This window comes from Marinobacter nauticus ATCC 49840 (genome assembly GCF_000284615.1).
GTDB classification, from domain to species: Bacteria; Pseudomonadota; Gammaproteobacteria; order Pseudomonadales; family Oleiphilaceae; genus Marinobacter; species Marinobacter nauticus.
The window spans coordinates 3,608,968-3,629,778 of the sequence record NC_017067.1; the positions used below are offsets into that span (position 1 = coordinate 3,608,968).

Below are 20,811 nucleotides of genomic sequence, written 5' to 3' on the forward strand. Positions count from 1 at the left end.
ATGCGTTCAGGATGGACTCTCCGTCGCTCGGCCAGACTCTCTCCAGGGAAACCCGCTCGGACAGATTACCGGCGTGGCTGCACCAGTCGTTCCCGTTTGTCATCCTTCTCCTGGCCATTACCTACGGACTTGCGACGACCTTCTGGCAGGATCCGCCGACTCTTTCGGTCAGTCCTTCGGTGCAGACCAACAGCGACACAAACGGCCCTCACATCGCAGGCCAGATCGAATATCTGATCCATCCTCTGGGCAAGGTACTGCAAGACAAACTCTGGCAAGCCCAAGCCTGGAGCCGCACGGATACCCGCTATTCCGGAATCGGCTACCCCTACAAGCCCGCAACTTTCCGCCTGACACTTGAGAACCCGGCGTCAGAACCTGCGACCAGCCAGGTGACGGTGCCCGCACCCTACCTGGATCACCTGCAACCTGCCCTGATTCACCCGGACGGAAGCATCGAACACCTACCCGCCATGGGCGACCGATACCCCTTCGATCAACGATTCCTGGCGCTACCGCAGTGGGTCTGGCCGGTCACGCTGCAACCGGGCACCACCACCCTGCTGATGGAAGTGCAGAATCACGGCCCGGTACTGTTGCCGGTCATTCTGTCAGACAGCGCCGAGGCTCTCGGTGCCGGCACCGCCATCACCGCCTGGAAGTCGTTTGTCACCGGTCTGCTGGTGTTTGCACTCTTACTCAACCTGAGTATTGTGGCCAAGCTCCGCCGACCAGGCCTGGCCTGGCTGAGCGTGCTGATGATCAGCGTTATCTACAGTCAGCTGGTGATGGATGGCCTGGGGCTGTGGCTGATCTGGCCGGCAGTGCCAGAGCTCAATGCCCTGCTCAACATCAGTCTGCCGCTGTGTCTGATCGCGCTTTGCGAATTTACCCCGCATTTTCTCCAGCTGGCCCGCACTGAGGCCCGGATACTCCGGGCCTTCAGCCTCCTTGCCGGAGCGCACCTGCTGGCTGCGCCTCTGGGCTTTCAGTTCCTGGGACAACACGCCTTCCTGATGAGCAGCGCCATCGGCGGGCTATTCATTTTTGCCCTGAGCCTACGGCAGCTGAACAGCCATGTTTACGCCCGCTACTATGCCCTGTCGGTGCTGGCAATCGTGATCGGGGCTGTCACCTCATCACTTCGCACCGTTGGCTGGTTGCCCGTGAATGCGTTGACTGACTCTGCTTTTTTCCTGGGCGCCGCAACCGGCTCCCTGATCCTGACCAGTGGTGTGGGTAAATTACTGCTGGAAGAACGCAAGAAACGCATGAGCTCAGACATACGGGTTCAGGAGGAACAGAAACTCCGGGCCAGCATCGAGCGCGATTATGACCGTTTACTGAAAACCCACAGAGTAACCGGCAAGCCCAATCGGCCCATGCTGGAGGAAACCCTGGGCGCTCTGGACTGCCATAAAACCCCCTACACCCTGTGCATGATTCGCCTGGCCCGGTTCAATGAACTGGAACAGGCCCTGGGCTACCGTGCCGCAGAAGAGCTCCTGAAGCAGTATCTCCGACAACTCAACCGGTATCTCAAGCAAACGGTGGGCGATCAACTGGTCATGATCAACGGTTACAGCGTGGCTACCCTGGACACCGTCAACCATGCCTTTGCCCTGTTGCGCCACCCCGACGAGGCGCTGGAGAGACAACGTCTGCAAGCCATCAGCCGCTGGTTGTCCGAGAATTTCCGCGAAGGCCGTTTTTCATTTTCCTGGGCCGCCTCGGTTGGCGTCGCCCACGCCCCGGAACACGGTGCTGAACCGGCCGGCGTACTCGCCTGTGCCGGCTTTGCTTCACTGGATGAGAGCCTGCCGCTGGTGGTTTATGATCCGGCCATTGCCGAATGGCAATACCGCCAGCAAATGCTGATGCTGGATGTGGAACAAGCGCTGCGTTCCGGCGAAATGTGGCTGGAGTACCAGCCCAAGATCAACATCCGCGATGGCCGGATTGGCTCACTGGAAGCCCTGATTCGCTGGCAGCACCCGGAATTCGGCAGGATATCGCCCAGCCAGTGGATTCCCCTGGCCGAGGAAGTGGGGATCATTCACACGGTTACACTCTGGGTGCTGGACCGTGCCTGCAGGGACAGTCACCAGCTCCGTGAACAGTATGGCCGCGATATCACCGTAGCTGTGAACATTTCCGCCAAGGACCTGGCCCACAGCCTGTTCCACGAGGAGGCAGGTGCCATCGTTCGACGACACAAGCTGGAACCGGCCAATGTCAGCCTGGAGATTACTGAAACCGCCATGATGACCGACCCGGATACGGCCCGCAGTACTATCCGGACCCTGAGCGCGATGGGCTTCCGGATTGCACTGGATGACTTCGGGTCCGGCCACTCATCACTTGGCGCCCTGGCACAGTTCGAGCTGGATGAGCTGAAAATCGACCGGAGTTTCCTGGAGGGTGTACTGGATTATCCCTCAAGACAGAAAATTCTGCGTGCGGCCCTGGAGCTGGGCACAGCCCTGGATCTGGATGTGGTGGTCGAAGGCGTGGAAGACGAAACCATCGCACTCTGGCTGCATCAGTTTCCGGGCTTGCAGGGGCAGGGTTATTACTGGGGCCGCCCATTCAGCCTGGAACACAAAACCCGTTAGCTGCCGATAATCACCGTTCCACTGCCAACGGTAACGCCCCCGCAGGATACGGCACTACCGGTTACCGCAGCCGGCTTGCCATTGATCATCACGGTACCGGAACCGGCCGCAATGGCCCGGGGATGGGGCGGGTGCTTGGGCTTTGAATGGGGTTGCAGCGGATCGCCAACCCGGGCAACCGGTTTGCCGTCAACGAGAACATCGGGGGAACCGGCAATCACCGGTGTGGGCGGAAATCCCTGATGGTCCATACCGAGATCGCCCAGCAATACAATGGCCTTACTCATGGATTGATTCCTTTCATCATTGAGTCCAGAACCGCCATCCTATACCGAAATCCGCACGGACCCAAGCCCCGCACCAGCTCAGTGCATGCTAAAAGATGCAGATACGACTGACCTGCATCAAGGGGGCTGCCCGCGGTCCGTTCTACACTTCTTTCACACTCATCAGCCATGGAGGCCGTCATGTCATCGCCAATTGAACAAGCTCCGGCGCCCAACGAGGCAACACCAGGCTCAGCCTTCCAGTGCTGGCAGCAGGGCTATGGCGTTATCCGGCACTCCGAACAGACCTCCGCCAGAGTCCGGGAACTGGCCGGCAAACTGGTCAGCGCCGGGCACCAACCGGATGAAGACACGGTTTACCGGAAGCTGATTGCCCTGGACCGGCTCGCCAGCGCCGGCTTGTGGCTGGTGGTGCATATGACCTATTGCAACCGGGTGGACATTGCCGGCGCACCCCTGGTCGCCCAGGATTTCAAGGCTTCGCCGGAAGGCCATACCGGAGGCGCCCTGAACATGGTGCCTGCCTACGCGGCCTACCTGGCCCTCAACAACCTGACCGGAACAACCCGCAGCTGGCTGATGGGACAAGGGCATTGTGTGGCTGCCGTGGATGCACTCAACGTTCTGACCGGCAATCTGCATCCCGAGCAACGCGCCCGCTACCTGGCGCCTGAGGGACTATCTCGACTGGCATCCGACTTCTACAGCTATCGCCAGAAACCGGACGGCACGATGGCCGCTCCCTTGGGCAGCCACGTAAACCCCCATACCGCCGGGGGCATTATCGAAGGCGGCTACCTTGGGTTTGCAGAGCTGCAGTACGCACATATGCCTCTGCCCGGTGAATCTCTGGTGGCCTTCCTTTCCGACGGCGCCGCCGAAGAACAGCGCGGAAGTGACTGGATACCCCGATGGTGGCGCGCCGAGGACTGCGGACTGGTCTTGCCGGTGATGATTGCCAATGGCCGGCGCATTGAACAACGAACCGAGCTTGGTACCCGTGAGGGCCTGGAACGGTTTGAGCAGCACCTGCAACACCGGGGCTTTGATCCGGTACGATTTGACGGCCGTGATCCCGCGGCCTTCGTCTGTGCCATGTACGACATGGAGCAGGCACTTGCAGCCCATGGCACCGCTGCGCAACAAGGTGAGACCGGCTACCCGGTTCGCATACCCTACGGTATCGCAGAGACCGTGAAAGGCTATGGTTTCTATGGCGCCGGAGAAAACGCAGCTCACAATCTGCCTCTGCCCGGCAATCCTCGTATGGATGCCATATCCCGGGAGCTGTTCAATGAATACGCAACACCGCTCTGGGTAAAACCGCAGGAGCTGAACCTGGCGGTATCCGAGCTGAATGAACACAGCCAACAGGGCCGGCCACTGGAGCGGGATCACCCGCTGGCGCTGCGCCGCCCCGCCGAACCCGCCATTCCGGTTTTGCCCTGGGCTCAGAACAAATGTTCCCCCATGACCGCCGTTGATGAATTCTTCAAGGCGCTGGTCGCGGACAACCCGGAACTCCGGCCCCGGGTCGGCAACCCGGACGAACTCGCCAGCAATCGACTCAAAGGCGTGCTCGACAGCCTCAAGCACCGCGTGAACGACCCGGAGAACGAGGCCGAGTCAGTACACGGCAAGATCATTACGGCACTGAATGAAGAGGCGGTCGTCTCTGCCTGCCTGGCCAACAAGGCAGGATTGAACCTGGTGGCCAGCTACGAAGCCTTCTGCGTGAAAATGCTCGGCGCTATCCGGCAGGAGTTGATCTTCGCCCGCCATCAAAAGGAAGTGGGCCGGCCACCCCAATGGCTGGGACTGCCAGTGATTGCCACCTCGCATACCTGGGAAAACGGCAAGAACGAACAATCCCACCAGGACACCAGCTTCTGTGAGGCTTTGCTGGGAGAAATGAGTGATGTCTCCCGGGTGATTTTCCCGGCTGACTACAACAGCGCACTGGCGGTTCTGCCATCGGTTTACCGGGAGCGGGGCCGCATCAGTTGCCTCGTCATCCCGAAACGGGAGCGCCCGTGCGTGTTCAATGGCAGTGAAGCCGAAGCACTGGCACGACATGGCGCCCTGGTGGTGGACGAGGATACCTCGGCCGGCGAGGAGCCCCTGCTGCTGATTGCCAATGGCGCCTATCAGCTTTCCGAGGCCATACGGGCTTGCGAGCGTCTGCGCGAGACCGGCACACCGTTCCGGCTGGTCTATCTGCAGGAACCCGGGCGCTTCCGTCAACCTCGGGATCCGATGGAAGCCACCTCCTGCCTGACCGAGTTTGAGCGGGAGCGTCTGTTCCCCCATCGCATGCACCGACGGGTTGCCCTGACTCATATGCGGCCGGAAGTGTTTCGCGGACACCTGCACACGCTGTTCCCGCAGCCCGGCCATTCCCGGGTACTGGGCTACATCAATCGGGGTGGTACCCTGAATGAAGCGGGCATGCTGTTCGCCAACCGTTGCTCATGGGGCCATGCCCTGGCGGCCTGCGCCGAGGTGATGGACAAACCTCCCGGAGAATGGCTCTCCAGCGCCGAACTGGCCGCAGTGGAGGGCCGAGGTGATCCGGGAGTGATTACCCGCGGACTGCCTTGACCCGGTTACGTATCGCAGTTTCCAGTTCCAACACCAGCAGAACCACAACACCAGCCACCACGGAAAACGCCAGCTGCTCCAGGCTCAGGGCCGCAGTGGTAAAGGTGTGCTGGAACCACGGCAGGTAGGTGAACAACAGCTGCAATACCACGACCGCTGCGATCGCTGCCAGCACAACGGGGGTGCCGAGCACCCCCCGCAGAGTAATCGAGGCACTGTCGAGATAACGCACCGCAAACAGGTAGAAGACCTCCATCGCCACCAGGGTGTTGACCGCCAGAGTGCTGGCCAGCACCGGGTCCTGATGACGATGCATCACCCAGAACCAGGCCGCGAAGATACCCACCAGAAACAGCAGGGATACAAACGCCACCCGCCAGACCACAAATCCCTGCAGCAAGGACTCGTCCCGTGGTCTGGGAGGTTGCCGCATGACTCCGGGCTCGGGCGGCTCAAACGCCAGGGTCATGGCCAGCAGCACCGAGCTGACCATATTCACCCAGAGAATCTGCAAGGCGGAAATGGGCAGCGTGAGCCCCAGCAACAAGGCGGTGATCAGGCTGACGGATTCCCCCCCGTTAATCGGAAGCATGAAGGCAATGCCCTTACGCAGGTTGGTGTAAACCGTGCGCCCTTCCCGGACAGCCGCAGCAATGCTGGCGAAGTTATCATCCAGCAGCACCACCGATGACGCCTGCCGGGCCGCCTCCGAGCCCTTTACACCCATGGCAATGCCAACATCCGCCCGCTTCAGTGCCGGGGCATCGTTGACGCCATCACCGGTCATGGCCACCACACCATGCAGTGCCTGCAGGGCTTTCACTAACCTGAGTTTGTGCTCGGGGCTGGTGCGGGCAAACACATCCACCTCTCCGGCCAGACTCCGGAGCTGATCTTCATCCAGGTCATCAAGCTCTTTGCCGGTCAGTACCCGGTCGGCATTACGCAGCCCGAGTTTTCGGGCAATGGCACCGGCCGTCAGGGCGTGGTCGCCGGTAATCATCTTCACCCGAATACCGGCATCGTGGCACTCTTTGATAGCGCGGATAGCCTCCTGCCGGGGCGGATCCAGCAAGCCCACCACCCCCAGCAATTCAGCGCCCTGTTCCAGCTCTTCCAGCACCAGTTCCCGGCTGCCTTTCGCCATTGGCCTGCGCGCCAGTGCCAGCACCCTCAGGCCTTCGGAAGCCATTTCCGTAATGATCCGTTCCCAGTGCTCCGTGCTCAGCGGCTCCGTTCCACCGTCGGTGGATACCTGGCGCTCACACATGGCCAGAATCCGTTCCGGAGCGCCTTTGAGATAGGCAATACCGTGGCCGTGATGGTCGTGATGCAATGTGGCCATGAACCGTATGCGGGTATCGAAGGGAATCTCATCCACCCGGGGCCAGGCGGAGGCACTGTTAACATGGTCAAATTCCGCCTTACCGGCAAACACTTTCAGCGCGGCTTCCATGGGGTCACCATGGATAGAAGGCTGCCCGTCTTTGCCAATAATGCTGGCGTCGTTACACAGCGCGGCCGCCCGGGCAAGCTCAGCCAGCACCCCATCGCCGGTGACCGGCTGGCCCTCCCGGCAGACCCTGCCGTCGGTACCATAACCTTCGCCGGTAATCTCATAACGCTCGTCGGCGGTCACAGCCGCGGTCACCATCATTTCGTTACGGGTGAGCGTGCCGGTCTTGTCGGAGCAGATGACCGATACCGCACCCAGGGTTTCGATCACAGGCATCCGGCGAACCACCGCCTTGCGACGGGCCATCTGGCGTACACCAATGGCAAGGGTAATGGTAAGAATGGCCGGCAGGCCTTCCGGAATGGCTGCCACCGTGAGCCCCACCACCGCCATGAACAGCTCCCGGAATTCCAGGCCACTGAACGCCAGGCCGCCAAAGAAGATGACAATACCGGTGGCGATGACAATCAGAGAAAGCCCCCGCGCAAACCGGTCCATCTGTTCCAGCAGCGGAGTTTTAAGACTGGTGGTATCAGCCAGCAGGCCGGAAATGCGGCCGATTTCGGTATGCATACCGGTACGTACGACAACGCCCCGGGCGGTGCCCGTGGCCACCATGGTGCCGGAGAACGCCATGCCAGTCTGGTCGCCGAGGGCCGACTGCTCTTCCACCGGATCGGGGAACTTGTCCACCGCCTCGGATTCGCCCGTCAGGATAGCTTCCTCAATCTTGAGGTTGTTGGTTTTTTCCAGGCGAAGATCGGCGGGCACACGGTCACCAGCCTCCAACAGCACGGTATCACCAGGTACCAGCTCGCCGGCATCCACCTGATGCTGGCCGCCGGCCCTGACAATGCGGGCGCGGGGAGCCAGCATATGACGGATAGCGGACAATGCCTGCTCGGCCCGACCTTCCTGGATGAAGCCGACCAGGGTCTGGACAATCACCACCGCCAGAATCACCCCGGCGTCGACCCAGTGTCCGAGAGCACCGGTGATGGCCGCTGCGGTCAGCAGTACATAAATCAGGAAATTACGTAACTGGCGACCGAGCCGGGCCAGGGGGCCGGACGTCCTACCCTCTGGCAACTGGTTGGGACCAAACCTCTCATACCTGGCCCGCGCACTTTCGTCGGTCAAAGGCTCCGGCGCTTCCAGAAGAACCCGCGCCTGTTCTGCGGCCAGGGCATGCCAGGGCTGAGACTGTGCGCCCCCGGCTAGTGTCCGCTGTGAACCTGGCGTGCTGACTTCTGACATATCCCTGCTCCCTGCCTAAGGTCTGGGTCAACTACACAGGATTCTGCCGATACCGCCAATGCGCCAGGTCAAACCGAAGGCTGGTATAGCCGCGCCCGGTTGGCTATACCGGATCGACCGTTCGGTTCCCGGCACCCGGCAAGGTCTTCCGCGCCGCAGACCGACTGTTATCAACCGTGTATTCCCGGCTCTTGACGGTATCCACGAAATACCAGTTAGCCAGGGCTTCGTCCTGAGTGAAAGTAACCACCATATAACCACGTTGATTGATGTTCAGATAGTCCAGGCCATCCACCAGCAGGCCAATGCCCTGCTCCGCATCGGCAATTAGGGCATCAGGCAGTCCCAGATAGTCCTCCAGTCCGGGAGAAGACACCGAGGCGGTGGCAAATTCCACACCCACCTGGTTGCCATTCATATCCTTCAGGTTATTGGCCCAGGCGTTATGGGTATCTCCGGCCAGCACCACCAGGTTTTTGTCCAATTGCCGCGCCATGCCAAGAACAACTTCTCTCTCTGCCTGATAGCCGTCCCAGGCATCGAGATTGTAGGGCGCGGCCGTGCTGATTCGGCTCAGTTCCTGCTCGGTGAGTGTGGGGTCGCCCTGCAGGGCTCGGAATTTGATAGTCGCGAGTTCCGCCAGGGCTTGCGGCAGTTCCGAAACGTTCCCCGTGGCAATACCCAGCAACAATTCCGCAGGCAAATCCATACGCCCCATCAACACCTGCTGCCCCAGCACCTGCCATCGCCCGGACGACGTGGCCAGCTTGTTCTGCAACCATAAACGCTGTTCAGCACCCAGCAGTGTCCGGTTTGGATCAGTCACATCGGCCATGAATTGCTGTGCATTCAGCCCGCTTTCACTCAGATAATTCAGGTAATCCAGCTGCTGATCGCGCCCGATAATGCGCGTATCAAGCATATGCAGATCCACCAGGTCGCCAAAATGGAAGCTGCGATAGATGGCCTCGTCATTACCTTCGATCACCGGTCGGATCGGCATCCACTCGAAGAAGGCCTGCAGCGCCGACAGCTTGCGCTGATCAAAATCGCCTTCAGAATCATCGTGATTTTCAGCACCGTTACGCCAGGTATCGTTAGCCACTTCATGGTCGTCCCACACCACAATGAACGGTAACCGCTGATGGGCCAGCTGCAGATCCGGATCCTGTCGGTAAATAGCATACCGGCGGCGATAATCGGCCAGTGTCAGCAACTCCCGGTTATTGTTTTCCGGGAAGGTCCGGCCCAAAGCCTGGGCATCTTCCGAGGCATAGCTGTCCTGGTCACTGCTGTATTCATAGATATAGTCGCCCAGATGAATCACAGCATCCAGGTCCGCCTGGTTTGCCACTTCCCGGTATACGTGAAAGTAACCGGCCGGGTAGTTGGAGCAGGACACCACGGCCAGTCGCACCTGCTCTACCGATCCGTCCGGCAAGGTAGTCGCGGCACCTACGGGAGAGGTGGCACCCGAGGAGCGGAACCGGTAATAGTAACGCTGGCCCGGCATCAGCCCCTGGGCATCCACCTTGATGGTGAAATCATGGGCTTCGGTGGTTTCTGCAGTACCTGAACGCACCACCGAGGAAAATTCCGCATCGGTGGCGATTTCCCAACCTACTTTCACCTTGCTGCCACGCTCGGGCACGGCACGGGTCCAGAGGATAACGCTGTCCTGTAGCGGATCGCCACTGGCCACACCATGGGTAAAATCAACCCGCCGTTTGTCGTCGCTGTCCAGCACACACCCCGCCAGGCCGGTGGAAATCGCCACCGCCCCCATACCCAGTGCCGATGCTTTCAGAAAATCCCGTCTCGTCAGTCTAGCCATTGTCCACCCCTGTCATGTTCGTCATATGCTTTTTATCGTGTCCGGAAACCAAAACCGGTTGGCCTGAAAAGCTAGACCAGAGATATGAAGAACGCGTTGCCGGATTGCGACAGGGCTGTGGCAAATTCCGACAGGTGCATCGCAAGCAGACTGCAGTCACAAAAAACGGGAGCCGAAGCTCCCGTTTTGACCGAGTGAATAACGTGTTTGGCTAGCCGCTGACGAACACCGGCCCGAGCCCCAGATTCCAGAGAATGACCGAACCGACACGGGTGGATACCAGGATCACCAGTGCCACCGTGAGTAGAGCCCCTCCGTACATGACCGCCCGCTCCTTTTCGATGCCCATGACGATCGGTAAGCCGTCGTACATCAACCAGGCGCCGTAGCAGGCCGCCGCCAGGAACACCACAGCATTGAACCAGGGCACCGGGTACAGCAGCGCGAAACCGGCCAGGAACAGTGGCGTGCAGGAATAGGCTGCCAGGGCAATACCGTTAGACGGCACGTGCTCTTCCTTGGCGCCATAGGTTTTCGCCATCCAGTTAATGGCGTACCCGAGGGCGAAGACCCCCACCAGCATGGCGAGGTAGGTCAGAACGCTCATCTGGAGCGCACTGATTTCGGTGAGCTTGATCAGCCGTTCGCTACCGATAGACCAACCAAAATGGGCCGTCGAGATGTAGGCACAGATTGGCGCTATGGCCGCCAGAACGACGACGTACGCCACATAAAGACGAGTTGGATGTTCGTGTTCTTTCTTGATGGATACCCACTCATCTTCCGGGTGGGTGAAGAGACCAAACGCATGGGACAGAAGCATAAACCACCCCCTTTATTGCTGTTGTTGGTATGGGTGGATACGGTGCCCGAACCATTTCGGACTTAAAACCGTTCCTGTTCTTAACTATAGTCAAGAATCAGATTCGGGAAAGCCGGCATTGATTCTCTTTACTTATCAGATCCGGCCTATAAGACCGTTTTGTTCTGAGAACAGGACACACCAGTGAGTCTGGATCGATTTTCTGGCTGCCAACGTAATCATGGAAGTGTCACCAACCCTGGCAAGGAGTAACAAACGCGATGATCCGCATCAGAACCGCAGTACCCACAGCAATCCTTTCCCTTTTTATGACCAGCACACAGGCGCTTGCAGAAATGCAGACCGAAACCATTGAATACACCGTAGACGGCGAAACCTTCACCGGCTACCTGGCCTGGGACGACGAGTTTGACCAGAAACGCCCCGGCGTGCTGGTGGTACACGAATGGTGGGGCCACAATGAGTTTGCCCGGGAGCAGGCGGAAAAGCTGGCAGCCTCCGGCTACACCGCCTTCGCACTGGATATGTATGGCTCCGGCAAACAGGCCGACCATCCGGATACCGCCCAGAAGTTCATGCAGGAAGCCACGAGCAACATGGAGCAGGTTAAAACCCGCTTCCTGAAAGCCAAGGAACTTCTGCAGAACCATGACAGTGTTGATCCAGACCGTATTGCTGCCCAGGGCTATTGCTTCGGTGGTGCCGTGGTCCTGAACATGGCTCGTATGGGCGTGGATCTGGATGGCGTAGTCAGCTACCACGGTGCCTTGGGCAGCCCGCTGCAGGCCGAAGCTGGCACGGTGAAAGCAAGAGTGCAGGTTTACACAGGCGGCGCAGATGACATGGTTCCCTCGGAACAGGTAGCCGGGCTGGTTCGGGAAATGCAGAATGCCGAAGTGGATCTGACGCTGGTCAGCTTCCCTGGCGTGAAGCATTCCTTTACCAATCCCAATGCCGATAAGGTGGCGGCAGAGTTCGACATGCCAATCGCCTATGATGAAGCGGCTGCGCGGCGCTCATGGCAGGGCACCATGCGCTTTTATGAGGAAATCTTCGGGGAATAAACAGGCAACAAAAAAGGCAGCCTCGGCTGCCTTTTTTGGGTTATTGCTGAATCCTCAGGGGATTACAGAGCAACAACGTTCTCCGCCTGAGGACCTTTCTGGCCCTGAGTTACGGTGAACTCGACCTGCTGGCCTTCGGCCAGGGTCTTGAAACCAGAGCCCTGAATGGCGCTGTAGTGAACGAATACGTCCGGGCCGCCTTCACGAGTGATAAAGCCAAAGCCTTTTGCTTCGTTGAAGAACTTAACAGTACCGGTAGTAGTAGACATACTTAAACTTCCTGAAATCAATCATATTATCTGCTGCCACACACTCATAGGGTGCTGGTCAGCGTGTAACGGAAAAACAGAACTCGCGGGATCAAAAACAGGACGGTCACTACTAACTGCGGAGGTACGTCTTATTCATGAACTGCTTTACTGATTCTTTCCTACGAACCCACTCTACTCTGGAATTTCGGGCTTGCCAAGCGTAATTTCAATAATTTGTGTAGGTAGTGATACCCACAGATTCTGACTGGCCCGCAGGCTTACCCACGCACCAGGGAAAAAGTCAGAAATCCGAGTGCTGTCATCAGGATAGAGCCAACCACATGGGCCAGAATTCCGACCAGGGCCATGCCCCACTTGCCTTCCTGAAGCGCGGCGAACATCTCCATCGAGAAGGTCGAGAAAGTCGTCAGGGCGCCACACAAACCTGTCACCGCAAACAGGCGCCATTCCGGCGACAGCACACTGCTCTGGCTGAAAAAAGCCATCAACAGGCCAATCAGCCAGCCACCACTAAGGTTGGCAACCAGTGTGCCCCAGGGAACGGCGTGATAACTGGCGTTAAGCCAGAGCCCAAGCCCCCAGCGCAGGTTGGCGCCTATAACGGCACCAACGCTGACTGCAAGAACCGACCACCACATGCTACCCGGCCGCCTCAGGCCGGGTTGTGGTCGATCAGGGTTTCCCGGTTTCGGGCAAACTCGTCAAACGGGAAATCATCCACAGTGAGCATTTCCAGCACCACCTCTTCATACTGGCGCATGAAGTCGGCTTCTTCCTTGCTGAATACACCGGCCTCCAGGGCGGCGTCAAAACGCTCCTCGGGATGCAGTGCGGTCATCGGCAGTTCGCCCTTGGCGTAAGCCTTGGTGGCCTTCCGATACAGCTGCTCGGCCTTGTCGTAGTCTTTCAACAGACCGTTATAGCGGGCGACGGGATTTTCCACCGTGCCTTCCCCGTCTGTAGTCCAGGCACCAGCCATCAGCTTGTTGCGAACCGGAGTATCGGTGGTGATGGAACGGGCCAGCTTGCGCGCCAGATCATCATGGGGCGCATCCCAACGGCATCCCAGCGGCAGGGTAATAGCTCGCAGAGCCAGTGCCACCGGTCGGTTCGGCAGGTTCTGGAGGAACTCGTCCAGTGCCAGCTCGGTACGATGCAGCAGATAGGCCAGACTGTACTGCATCAGTTCTTTCTCGCCATCCACCGGCTGGGTTTCGTGCCAGTTCTTCAACACCATGGAAGCCAGGTACAGATTCGCCAGCATGTCACCCAGGCGTGCCGAAATCAGCTCGCGCATTTTCAGCTCGCCGCCCAGGGTTGTCATGGCCGCATCGGCACACAGGCCGAAGGCGGAGCTGAACCGCGCCAGGGCCTGGGCATATTTGCGGGAGGCACTGTCGAACGGCACATCAGCCTTGCCCAGGCCCAGCGCCTGCGTAAAGGCGCGGGCGGCATTGCCAAAGATTAGCCCGGCATGACCAAAGAACGCCTCATCAAATGCCTTGATATCGTCATTGTCCTTCGCGGCGAGCTCTTTCAGCACATACGGATGACAACGGATGGCACCCTGACCGAAGATCATCAGGCTGCGGGTCATGATATTGGCGCCTTCAACGGTGATCGACACCGCCGCACCACTGTAACCAATGCCCAGGTAGTTGCGGGGTCCAAGGGTTACGGTTTTACCACCGTGCACATCCATGGCATCGGTGAGGATTTCACGCTGGAACTCGGTCAGGTGATACTTGAGGATAGCGGACGGTACCGCCGGCTTCTCGCCCCGATCGATCATGTTAGCGGTGTGATTAACCGCCGCCTGAGCAATGTAGGTTTTAGCCGCAATGCGGGCCAGCGGGGCTTGTACCCCTTCCATCTCCGCCACCGGCGTATTGAACTGGCGGCGAATTCGGGTAAAGCCACCGGCCGTGCCCACAGCATAGGCAGCGGCGCCGGCAGCACCGGACGGCAGGGTGATACAGCGACCCACCGAGAGACACTCAACCAGCATGCGCCAACCCTGGCCCGCCATTTCCTGGCCACCAATAATATAGTCCAGCGGAATGAACACATCCTTGCCCTTGATCGGGCCGTTCATGAACGGGGACCCGATGGGGCAATGGCGCCGGCCGATTTCCATGCCCTCGGTATCCCGGGGGATCAGCGCACATGTAATGCCGTAGTCTTTGGTGTCTCCCAGCAGCCCGTCCGGGTCAAACATCCGGAACGCCAGCCCGACCACCGTGGCCACTGGCGCCAGCGTAATCCAGCGCTTTTCAAAGTTCAGGCGGATACCCACCACTTCTTTACCATCCACTTCCTGCTTGCAGACAATGCCGGTGTCTGGCAGCGAAGTGGCATCAGAGCCTGCGCGAGGCCCGGTCAGGCCAAAACAGGGGACTTCCCGGCCATCGGCCAGTCTCGGCAGATAATAGTCTTTCTGCTCTTCGGTACCGTACTTCACCAGCAGCTCGCCCGGGCCGAGGGAGTTGGGCACGCCGACCGTGACCATCAGCATTTCGTTGGCGGCCAGCTTCTGCAGCACTGCAGTCTGGGCCTTGGCGGAAAACCCGAGGCCACCGTATTCCTTCGGAATGATCATGCCGAAGAACTTCTCTTTCTTCAGGAAATCCCAGAGTTCCTTTGGCAGATCGGCACGCTCAACCGCCAGATCCCAGGCGTTACACATGGAAATGGCCTGGGTGCACTGGTCGTCGACGAAGGCCTGCTCTTCCTCACTCAAACCGGTGTGGCGGTTAATCAGCAGGTTGTGCCAATCCGGGCGACCGGTGAACAGTTCGCCATCCCAACCAACGGTACCCGCTTCCAGAGCCACTTTCTCAGTGTCTGACACCTTGGGCGCCACCTTCTTGAACATGGCAAACACCCGGGGGGTGAGCCAGCTCTGCCGGAACTGGGGCAAACCCGCAACAGCGGTAACGGCCGCGCCCGCCAGAAGGACAAAAGCAAGCCAGCCAGAGGCCAGAAACAGGGACAGCACACCTACCACAACCATCACGCCAATGGCGGGTTTGGCACCGGATTCCCGGCGCATCACGTACAGCAGGCCGGCCAGAGCCACCAGAAAAAGAATCAAAGTCATCTCAGGATCTCTCTGTCTTCCATGGATTGGAGTCTCCGGCCAGCGCCGGAGCCCTTTGACTACACTTCGTTACGTTCAACTTACCCTAACAGATGTCTGTTCGCCAGATAATGACCGGTGTTCAGTCGGTTAGCACCATTACGATGTGACAATCACACGGATACCTTCCAGGGCCAGGGACGCATGCTCTACAGCACTGCGGGCGGCATCCAGCTGGCTACGCAGGAAGTCGATTTCTTCGTTGCGGATGGCCGGATTCACTTTCTTCAGTGCTTCCAAACGCCGAATCTCCGGCATGAAGCTGTCTTCTACCCTCCCCAGCGCCTGTTCGCGAAGCGGCGACAGATGCGGCTCCGCCAGTGTCTCGGCGTGGTCGACCATGGTTTCCACCTCGGCCCGGATTTTCGGCACGATGGCCTGGGCCGTGCGTCGACGGATATTGGAACAAAGCTCATTCAGCCTTTCATGGGGCAGAGCCTTGGACAGATCCCGGCCATTCACATCCACCACCAGGCGCAGGGGCGAAACGGGCAGATACCGAGTCAACTGCAGCGATTCGGGCGCCGGACAATGCACCGCGAATACGGCTTCCAGCAGGAGCGTCCCCGGGGGCAGAGCCTTGACCGAGAGATTGGCCAGGGCAGCCTTGCCCAGCCCGGAACTATTCACCGAATCCATCACCCCGGTAACCATCGGGTGCTCCCAGCTCATGAACGCCATATCTTCGCGCTGCAACGCCTGCTGACGATCCCAGGTAACGGTCAGCCCGTCTTCCGGAAGCTCCGCTACCAGGCCGGCCTGGAACTGCTCGCCCGGCTTCAGGATATCCGCATGCTCACTGTGGTCTTCCAGGTCAACGCCGAGGATATCGAAAGCCTGGATCATGTAGTCCCGGACTTCAGCGGCGTTCTCCTCTTCCTCGATCCCGGCGATCAAAGCCTCAGCCTCATCAACACGACAGGAGTTCAGTTCAATCAGCGCATCCCGGCCGTTGTGCAGCATGTCTTTCAGACGCGCCGTCTCGGACGCACTGGCCGCCAGCAAAGGCTCCAGCTGGCTTTCGTCTCCGTCCAGCGCCTGCTGCCACTGGTCCTTAACATGTTCCTGAACAGCAACACCCACGGCGCAGCTCTCGGCAAACGCATTCAGCCCTTCCTGGAACCAGCGGTACTGTACCTCCTGACTGGTGCCCTGAAGATAGGGAATGTGGATTCGAATGGCTTCAGTCTGGCCGATCCGGTCCAGGCGACCGATGCGCTGTTCCAGCAGATCCGGATTGGCCGGCAGATCAAACAGCACCAGGTGGTGGGCAAACTGGAAGTTGCGCCCTTCGCTGCCGATTTCCGAACAGATCAGCGCCTGCGCCCCCTGCTCCGTATCAGCAAAATAGGCCGCGGCCCGGTCGCGCTCAATCAGACTAAGGTGTTCGTGGAAGGCTGCACTGCGAATACCGGCCCGTAACTGCAGATAATGCTCAAGCGCCATGGCCGTGCTGGCTTTGGCACAGATCACCACCACCTTGGCCGGGCGCAGGCTGGCCAGTTTCTTCTCCAGCCAGCTCACCCGGGGATCCTGGGCCAGCCAGTCTTCTTCATCCACTGCCTGCTCGGGCGCCAGCCCGGTGACACCGTATTGATGGTGTCCATACAGGTCCGGGCACGGCAGGGGTTCCGGTAACGGCTGTCGCTCCGGGAAGCCCTGAATGGCGGCCCGGGTATTCCGGAACAACACTCGCCCGGTGCCGTGACGATCCAGCAACGCATCGATCACCGCCTGGTGGGCATCATCCCGGGCCAGCAATTCGTCCAGCTCATCTCCCAGCCAACCGGCCAGGGCCTGTCGATCGTCTTTTGAGATAGTATCCGGCGCCTGCTGCAGGCGCCGGACCACCTGATTGATCACTTCATAGTGCTGCTCTTCTTCCCGGAAGGTCTCCAGATTGTGGAACCGGGCCGGGTCGAGCAAGCGCAGGCGGGCAAAGTGGCTGGCCACGCCGATCTGTTCCGGTGTTGCGGTCAGCAGCAGCAGGCCCTGGCTGGCACCGGACAACTGCTCAACCACATCGTATTCCGGGCTGGACTGTTCCGGCGACCAGGCCAGGTGATGAGCTTCGTCCACCACCATCAGATCCCAGCCCGCCGCCACCGCGTCTTTGCGGGCCTTCTCGCTGCGCACCAGGAAGTCGAGGCTACACAGCACTAACTGGTCAGACTCGAACGGGTTAACCGCATCGTCATCACCAAAAATATGGTTAACCAGAGCGTCGACATCATCTTCTTCGGCCTTGAGGTCGTCGTACCGGGCCTGATCAATAATGGAAAAGCGCAGATTGAAACGCCGAAGCATTTCCACCAGCCACTGGTGGATCAGAGAATCGGGCACCACAATCAGCGCCCGGCGGGCTCGACCGGTCTGCAGCTGATAATGAAGAATCAGACCTGCCTCAATGGTTTTACCCAGACCAACCTCATCGGCCAGCAGAACCCGGGGAGCATGCCGGCGGGCCACTTCGTGGGCAATATAAAGCTGGTGTGGCAGGTGCTGGGTGCGTGCCCCAATCAGCCCCTGGGCCGGCGACGCCCGCAGACGGTCCATGTGCTGCAGGGTGGCGACTCGAAGCCGGAAGGCACCGTTGCGATCAAACTGGCCGGCGAAGAGGCGCTGATGAGGGGCGGAAAAATTCACAGAGCCCGCCAGCTTAACCTCGGAAATCGGCTGAATATTCTCACCGTCATCGGCGTGGTACACCAGAACGCCATCGAGATCTTCCACTGCGCGCACGGTATAGCGCTCACCGTCAAAGGTCTCTATTTCCTCGCCCTGTTGATACACGATCCGTGACAAGGGCGCATTATCGATGGCATAGGTGCGCTCTTCATCGGCAGCGGGGAACCCCAGGGTGACTCTGCGCCCCGAGATGTCCGTTACGATACCCAGACCCAGGGCAGTATCGCTGTGGCTGACCCAACGCTGGCCGATGACAAATTCCGATGTTTCCAAGAAACCTCCGATGACTGATTACTGAGTGTTTGAACCGTTTTCCCGAACCCAATAGGCCGTTGCACCACACACCGCCGCTGGCACCACGAACAGGTTGAGCACCGGCACCATCGCCGCCAGGGCGACCGGCAGGCCGAACCCGAGAGCCGACAGCCGGGTGTCTCCCAACAGCTTGCGCAGAGCCGGAAAACTGACCTTATGGTTGTCGGCCGGATAATCCACATATTGCAGCGCCATCATCCAGCTGTTGAACAGAAACCAGAGCACAGCGGCCACCAGGTTGACCACGGGAATCAGGCCAATAATGAATAAGCCCAGAGCCCTGGGCAGGTAATAGGCAATCTTCTGAACCTCCCGCCAGAGCGCGCGGGGAATGTCCTTGATAATGGCGGACCAGCTATCGTCAGTAGATACTTCCTGACCGGTCAGCTGTTTTTCAGTGAGCTCTGCCAGGTAACCGTAGAAGGGAGAGCCAATCAGGTTGGCCACGATCACAAAGCCATAGGCCAGCATCAGCAGGATCACCACGCCGTACAGCAGCCAGAAAAGCCAATCGAGAGCCTGCAACCAGGCCCAGTCCGGCAACCAGGCCATGGCCGCAGCGATCATGGCGGTGAACAGTTCAGCCAGAAAATAGAACAGCAGACCGAAAAGCAGGATGTTGATGATCAGCGGGATGACAACAAACAACCGGAGGCCTGGCTGGCGAATCAGCCCGAAGCCTTCCCCCAGATAGCCCAGCCCACGAAAAAAGTTACCCTTGAGCATTACTGGTGATCCTCCGCTGCCATGACAATAACGGGGCGCAAAGCATATCATGTCGGAACCATTCCCACAGCCCGCGAGGACTCTCGGATTCCACTATGCCCCGCATCCGTTCCATTATCGTCTCCATTCTGGCCATGCGACGGCTATGGCAGGCAGCGCTGTTTGTTTCCATTGCTGCGATCCTTTACCTGGCAACCACCAGTAACAGTTACCCCATCCCTGCGGCGCCCAATGACAAGATCAATCATCTGATTGCCTTTCTGGAGCTCACCCTGGTGACCCGCCTGGCATGGCCGCGGCTTTCTGTGCTTTGGTATGCCCCCGCCTTGCTGGTTTTCGGCCTGATACTGGAGGTGGTGCAAGCCAACCTGCCGTACCGGGATTTCTCCCTCGCAGATCTGACAGCGGATGCCGTTGGCATCGGGCTTGGCCTGCTGCCTTGGCCGGGACTTCGGCTGGTTCAAGAAACGGATTTGCGAAAATCGCCCGAATCCTTGTGAGATATTTCCTACAAACCTGTAGGAACTCCCTGTGACATCTCGTACGCAGTCTGTAACTCCAGTTACAGACCAAAATCTACATGAATGATTTGTAACAACTTTCCCGTGTTTGGCGAGTTCGGCAGCGCGCTCTGCGTGCATAGTTCACACGTTTGTAAAGCTGGCATTGGTAATATGAACACCGTCAAGGATGACAGGGAAAGGACGACGCACTGGATGCACCCCGGCACGGACTGCGGGGAGAAGCAGGGACACAGGGACGCTTCGCTTAAGGGATAACGAATCGGATCGCCGGCTCGGATGCTGGCACCAGGGAACGGCAGCAAGGAATGGCAACACGGCAGTTGCCCATCGCGCACGGAGGCGCCAACCTGTTCCGAATCTGAACTGCCCCGGACGGCGGTTCAGTACCTGTTCAAGGGCAGCTTGATGGCTGCCCTTTGTTTTTTCTGGTCAGAAGAATTCAGTCTCCGCCGGCCAGATAGATCCTCACCTTGTTGAATTCCTCAAACTCATTCAGGTCCGGCCAGGTTCTGGCTTCGATCACAGCCTTCTGCACATAACCGGGATGTCCAAGGTCCTTCACTCGCGAATCCGCCAGCAGCACCTGGGGCGCGGCTGCTTCGAAGGCCGCCAGTAACGGGCGATTTTCAGGGTCGTACAGAACATCCGCAGCGGTAATCAGATCGACCCTCCCGGGCCGGTTTGCCCAGTCGTCACACAGATCAATCTCCACATTGTTCCGGCGGGCATTGGCGGCCGCGGCATCCAGCGCTGCCGCGTCGATGTCGCAGGCAATGGACCGGGCAGCACCGGCCAGTGCGGAGGCGACAGCCACTACCCCTGAACCGGAGCCAAAATCCAGCACGGTCTTTCCAGCCACCACGTCCGGATGCTGCAGAATCCACCGGGCCAGCACCTGCCCGCTGGCCCAGCAGAACGACCAGTACGCCGGTTCGGCCACCACAGCCTGGGCTTCATCATGGCTCAACGGTCCATCCAGCACCCCCGGGTCAAACAGATACAGCTGGATGTCCGGGCAGCCCGCAGGCGCCGAAACCGTCACCCGGCCTCGACTCAGTGTTTTCTGAAGATGCCGATTGAGAACATCGGGGCTCATGGATTTTCCTCGCCAGTGCTGAAAGGACGTGGGATTGTACCCTTGTCCGGGATGCCGGGATATCGCCGGTTCGGTATACTGCCGCCTCACCCTGAATCACAGTGATCCGTTGAT

General features: G+C 59.2%; 14 protein-coding genes. 4 read left to right on the forward strand and 10 right to left on the reverse strand.

What is annotated here, in order from left to right; translation table 11 throughout:
- Positions 1-11: 11 nt before the first annotated feature.
- A complete protein-coding gene (locus MARHY_RS16715; protein ID WP_014422871.1) occupies positions 12-2,615 on the forward strand; it encodes an EAL domain-containing protein in 2,604 nt (867 codons plus the stop codon).
- Here MARHY_RS16715 and MARHY_RS16720 read toward each other — a convergent pair.
- Positions 2,612-2,902, reverse strand: coding sequence for a type VI secretion system PAAR protein (locus MARHY_RS16720; RefSeq protein ID WP_014422872.1), 291 nt, complete (start codon positions 2,900-2,902; stop codon positions 2,612-2,614). The genes MARHY_RS16715 and MARHY_RS16720 overlap by 4 nt on opposite strands.
- A gap of 180 nt (positions 2,903-3,082) precedes the next feature.
- Between MARHY_RS16720 and MARHY_RS16725 the strand changes: the two genes are divergently transcribed.
- A complete protein-coding gene (locus MARHY_RS16725; protein WP_014422873.1) occupies positions 3,083-5,503 on the forward strand; it encodes a phosphoketolase family protein in 2,421 nt (806 codons plus the stop codon).
- Here MARHY_RS16725 and MARHY_RS16730 read toward each other — a convergent pair.
- The 3 genes from MARHY_RS16730 to MARHY_RS16740 form a co-directional block, all read right to left on the reverse strand.
- Entirely contained in the window at positions 5,484-8,216 is a 2,733-nt protein-coding gene (locus tag MARHY_RS16730) for a cation-translocating P-type ATPase (protein ID WP_014422874.1), read from the reverse strand. The genes MARHY_RS16725 and MARHY_RS16730 overlap by 20 nt on opposite strands.
- Before the next feature lie 103 nt (positions 8,217-8,319).
- Complete coding sequence (locus MARHY_RS16735) at positions 8,320-10,050, reverse strand: alkaline phosphatase D family protein (RefSeq protein ID WP_014422875.1); 1,731 nt, start codon at positions 10,048-10,050, stop codon at positions 8,320-8,322.
- 211 nt (positions 10,051-10,261) lie between these two features.
- The gene (locus MARHY_RS16740) at positions 10,262-10,873 is read right to left on the reverse strand and encodes a Yip1 family protein (protein WP_011787018.1); all 612 of its coding nucleotides are present in this window, start codon (positions 10,871-10,873) and stop codon (positions 10,262-10,264) included.
- Between the two features lie 260 nt (positions 10,874-11,133).
- Here MARHY_RS16740 and MARHY_RS16745 point away from each other — a divergent pair, with 260 nt between their 5' ends.
- On the forward strand, positions 11,134-11,937 hold the full coding sequence (locus MARHY_RS16745; RefSeq protein ID WP_014422877.1) for a dienelactone hydrolase family protein: 804 nt from the start codon (positions 11,134-11,136) through the stop codon (positions 11,935-11,937).
- A 62-nt stretch (positions 11,938-11,999) separates the two neighbouring features.
- Here the strand turns inward: MARHY_RS16745 and MARHY_RS16750 are convergent, their stop codons facing one another.
- The 5 genes from MARHY_RS16750 to cysZ all read right to left on the reverse strand — a co-directional run bounded on the left by MARHY_RS16750 (position 12,000) and on the right by cysZ (position 19,077).
- Positions 12,000-12,206 (reverse strand): cold-shock protein, encoded by a 207-nt coding sequence (locus MARHY_RS16750; protein WP_008172950.1) that lies wholly within the window; start codon positions 12,204-12,206, stop codon positions 12,000-12,002.
- Positions 12,207-12,466: 260 nt separating this feature from the next.
- Positions 12,467-12,847: a fluoride efflux transporter CrcB gene (gene crcB, locus MARHY_RS16755; RefSeq protein WP_014422878.1), complete on the reverse strand. Its 381-nt coding sequence runs from the start codon at positions 12,845-12,847 to the stop codon at positions 12,467-12,469.
- 14 nt (positions 12,848-12,861) lie between these two features.
- Entirely contained in the window at positions 12,862-15,309 is a 2,448-nt protein-coding gene (locus MARHY_RS16760) for an acyl-CoA dehydrogenase (RefSeq protein ID WP_014422879.1), read from the reverse strand.
- Between the two features lie 138 nt (positions 15,310-15,447).
- Positions 15,448-18,309 carry an RNA polymerase-associated protein RapA gene (gene rapA, locus MARHY_RS16765; RefSeq protein WP_014422880.1) on the reverse strand — a complete coding sequence of 954 codons (2,862 nt, stop codon included), beginning with the start codon at positions 18,307-18,309 and terminating at the stop codon, positions 15,448-15,450.
- A gap of 18 nt (positions 18,310-18,327) precedes the next feature.
- Positions 18,328-19,077: a sulfate transporter CysZ gene (gene cysZ / locus MARHY_RS16770; protein ID WP_011787023.1), complete on the reverse strand. Its 750-nt coding sequence runs from the start codon at positions 19,075-19,077 to the stop codon at positions 18,328-18,330.
- Positions 19,078-19,172: 95 nt separating this feature from the next.
- On the opposite strand from cysZ, the gene MARHY_RS16775 reads away from it, so the two are divergent.
- Positions 19,173-19,577, forward strand: coding sequence for a VanZ family protein (locus MARHY_RS16775; RefSeq protein WP_014422881.1), 405 nt, complete (start codon positions 19,173-19,175; stop codon positions 19,575-19,577).
- A 463-nt stretch (positions 19,578-20,040) separates the two neighbouring features.
- Here MARHY_RS16775 and MARHY_RS16780 read toward each other — a convergent pair whose 3' ends face one another.
- Positions 20,041-20,697: a 50S ribosomal protein L11 methyltransferase gene (locus MARHY_RS16780; protein ID WP_014422882.1), complete on the reverse strand. Its 657-nt coding sequence runs from the start codon at positions 20,695-20,697 to the stop codon at positions 20,041-20,043.
- Between the last annotated feature and the right edge of the window lie 114 nt (positions 20,698-20,811).

Bases quoted from the DNA above. Each gene is read 5' to 3' on its own strand.
- MARHY_RS16715 (WP_014422871.1), top strand. From the start codon at position 12: ATGGACTCTCCGTCGCTCGGCCAGACTCTCTCCAGGGAAACCCGCTCG.
- MARHY_RS16720 (WP_014422872.1), bottom strand. From the start codon at position 2,902: ATGAGTAAGGCCATTGTATTGCTGGGCGATCTCGGTATGGACCATCAG.
- MARHY_RS16725 (WP_014422873.1), top strand. From the start codon at position 3,083: ATGTCATCGCCAATTGAACAAGCTCCGGCGCCCAACGAGGCAACACCA.
- MARHY_RS16730 (WP_014422874.1), bottom strand. From the start codon at position 8,216: ATGTCAGAAGTCAGCACGCCAGGTTCACAGCGGACACTAGCCGGGGGC.
- MARHY_RS16735 (WP_014422875.1), bottom strand. From the start codon at position 10,050: ATGGCTAGACTGACGAGACGGGATTTTCTGAAAGCATCGGCACTGGGT.
- MARHY_RS16740 (WP_011787018.1), bottom strand. From the start codon at position 10,873: ATGCTTCTGTCCCATGCGTTTGGTCTCTTCACCCACCCGGAAGATGAG.
- MARHY_RS16745 (WP_014422877.1), top strand. From the start codon at position 11,134: ATGATCCGCATCAGAACCGCAGTACCCACAGCAATCCTTTCCCTTTTT.
- MARHY_RS16750 (WP_008172950.1), bottom strand. From the start codon at position 12,206: ATGTCTACTACTACCGGTACTGTTAAGTTCTTCAACGAAGCAAAAGGC.
- crcB (WP_014422878.1), bottom strand. From the start codon at position 12,847: ATGTGGTGGTCGGTTCTTGCAGTCAGCGTTGGTGCCGTTATAGGCGCC.
- MARHY_RS16760 (WP_014422879.1), bottom strand. From the start codon at position 15,309: ATGACTTTGATTCTTTTTCTGGTGGCTCTGGCCGGCCTGCTGTACGTG.
- cysZ (WP_011787023.1), bottom strand. From the start codon at position 19,077: ATGCTCAAGGGTAACTTTTTTCGTGGGCTGGGCTATCTGGGGGAAGGC.
- MARHY_RS16775 (WP_014422881.1), top strand. From the start codon at position 19,173: ATGCCCCGCATCCGTTCCATTATCGTCTCCATTCTGGCCATGCGACGG.
- MARHY_RS16780 (WP_014422882.1), bottom strand. From the start codon at position 20,697: ATGAGCCCCGATGTTCTCAATCGGCATCTTCAGAAAACACTGAGTCGA.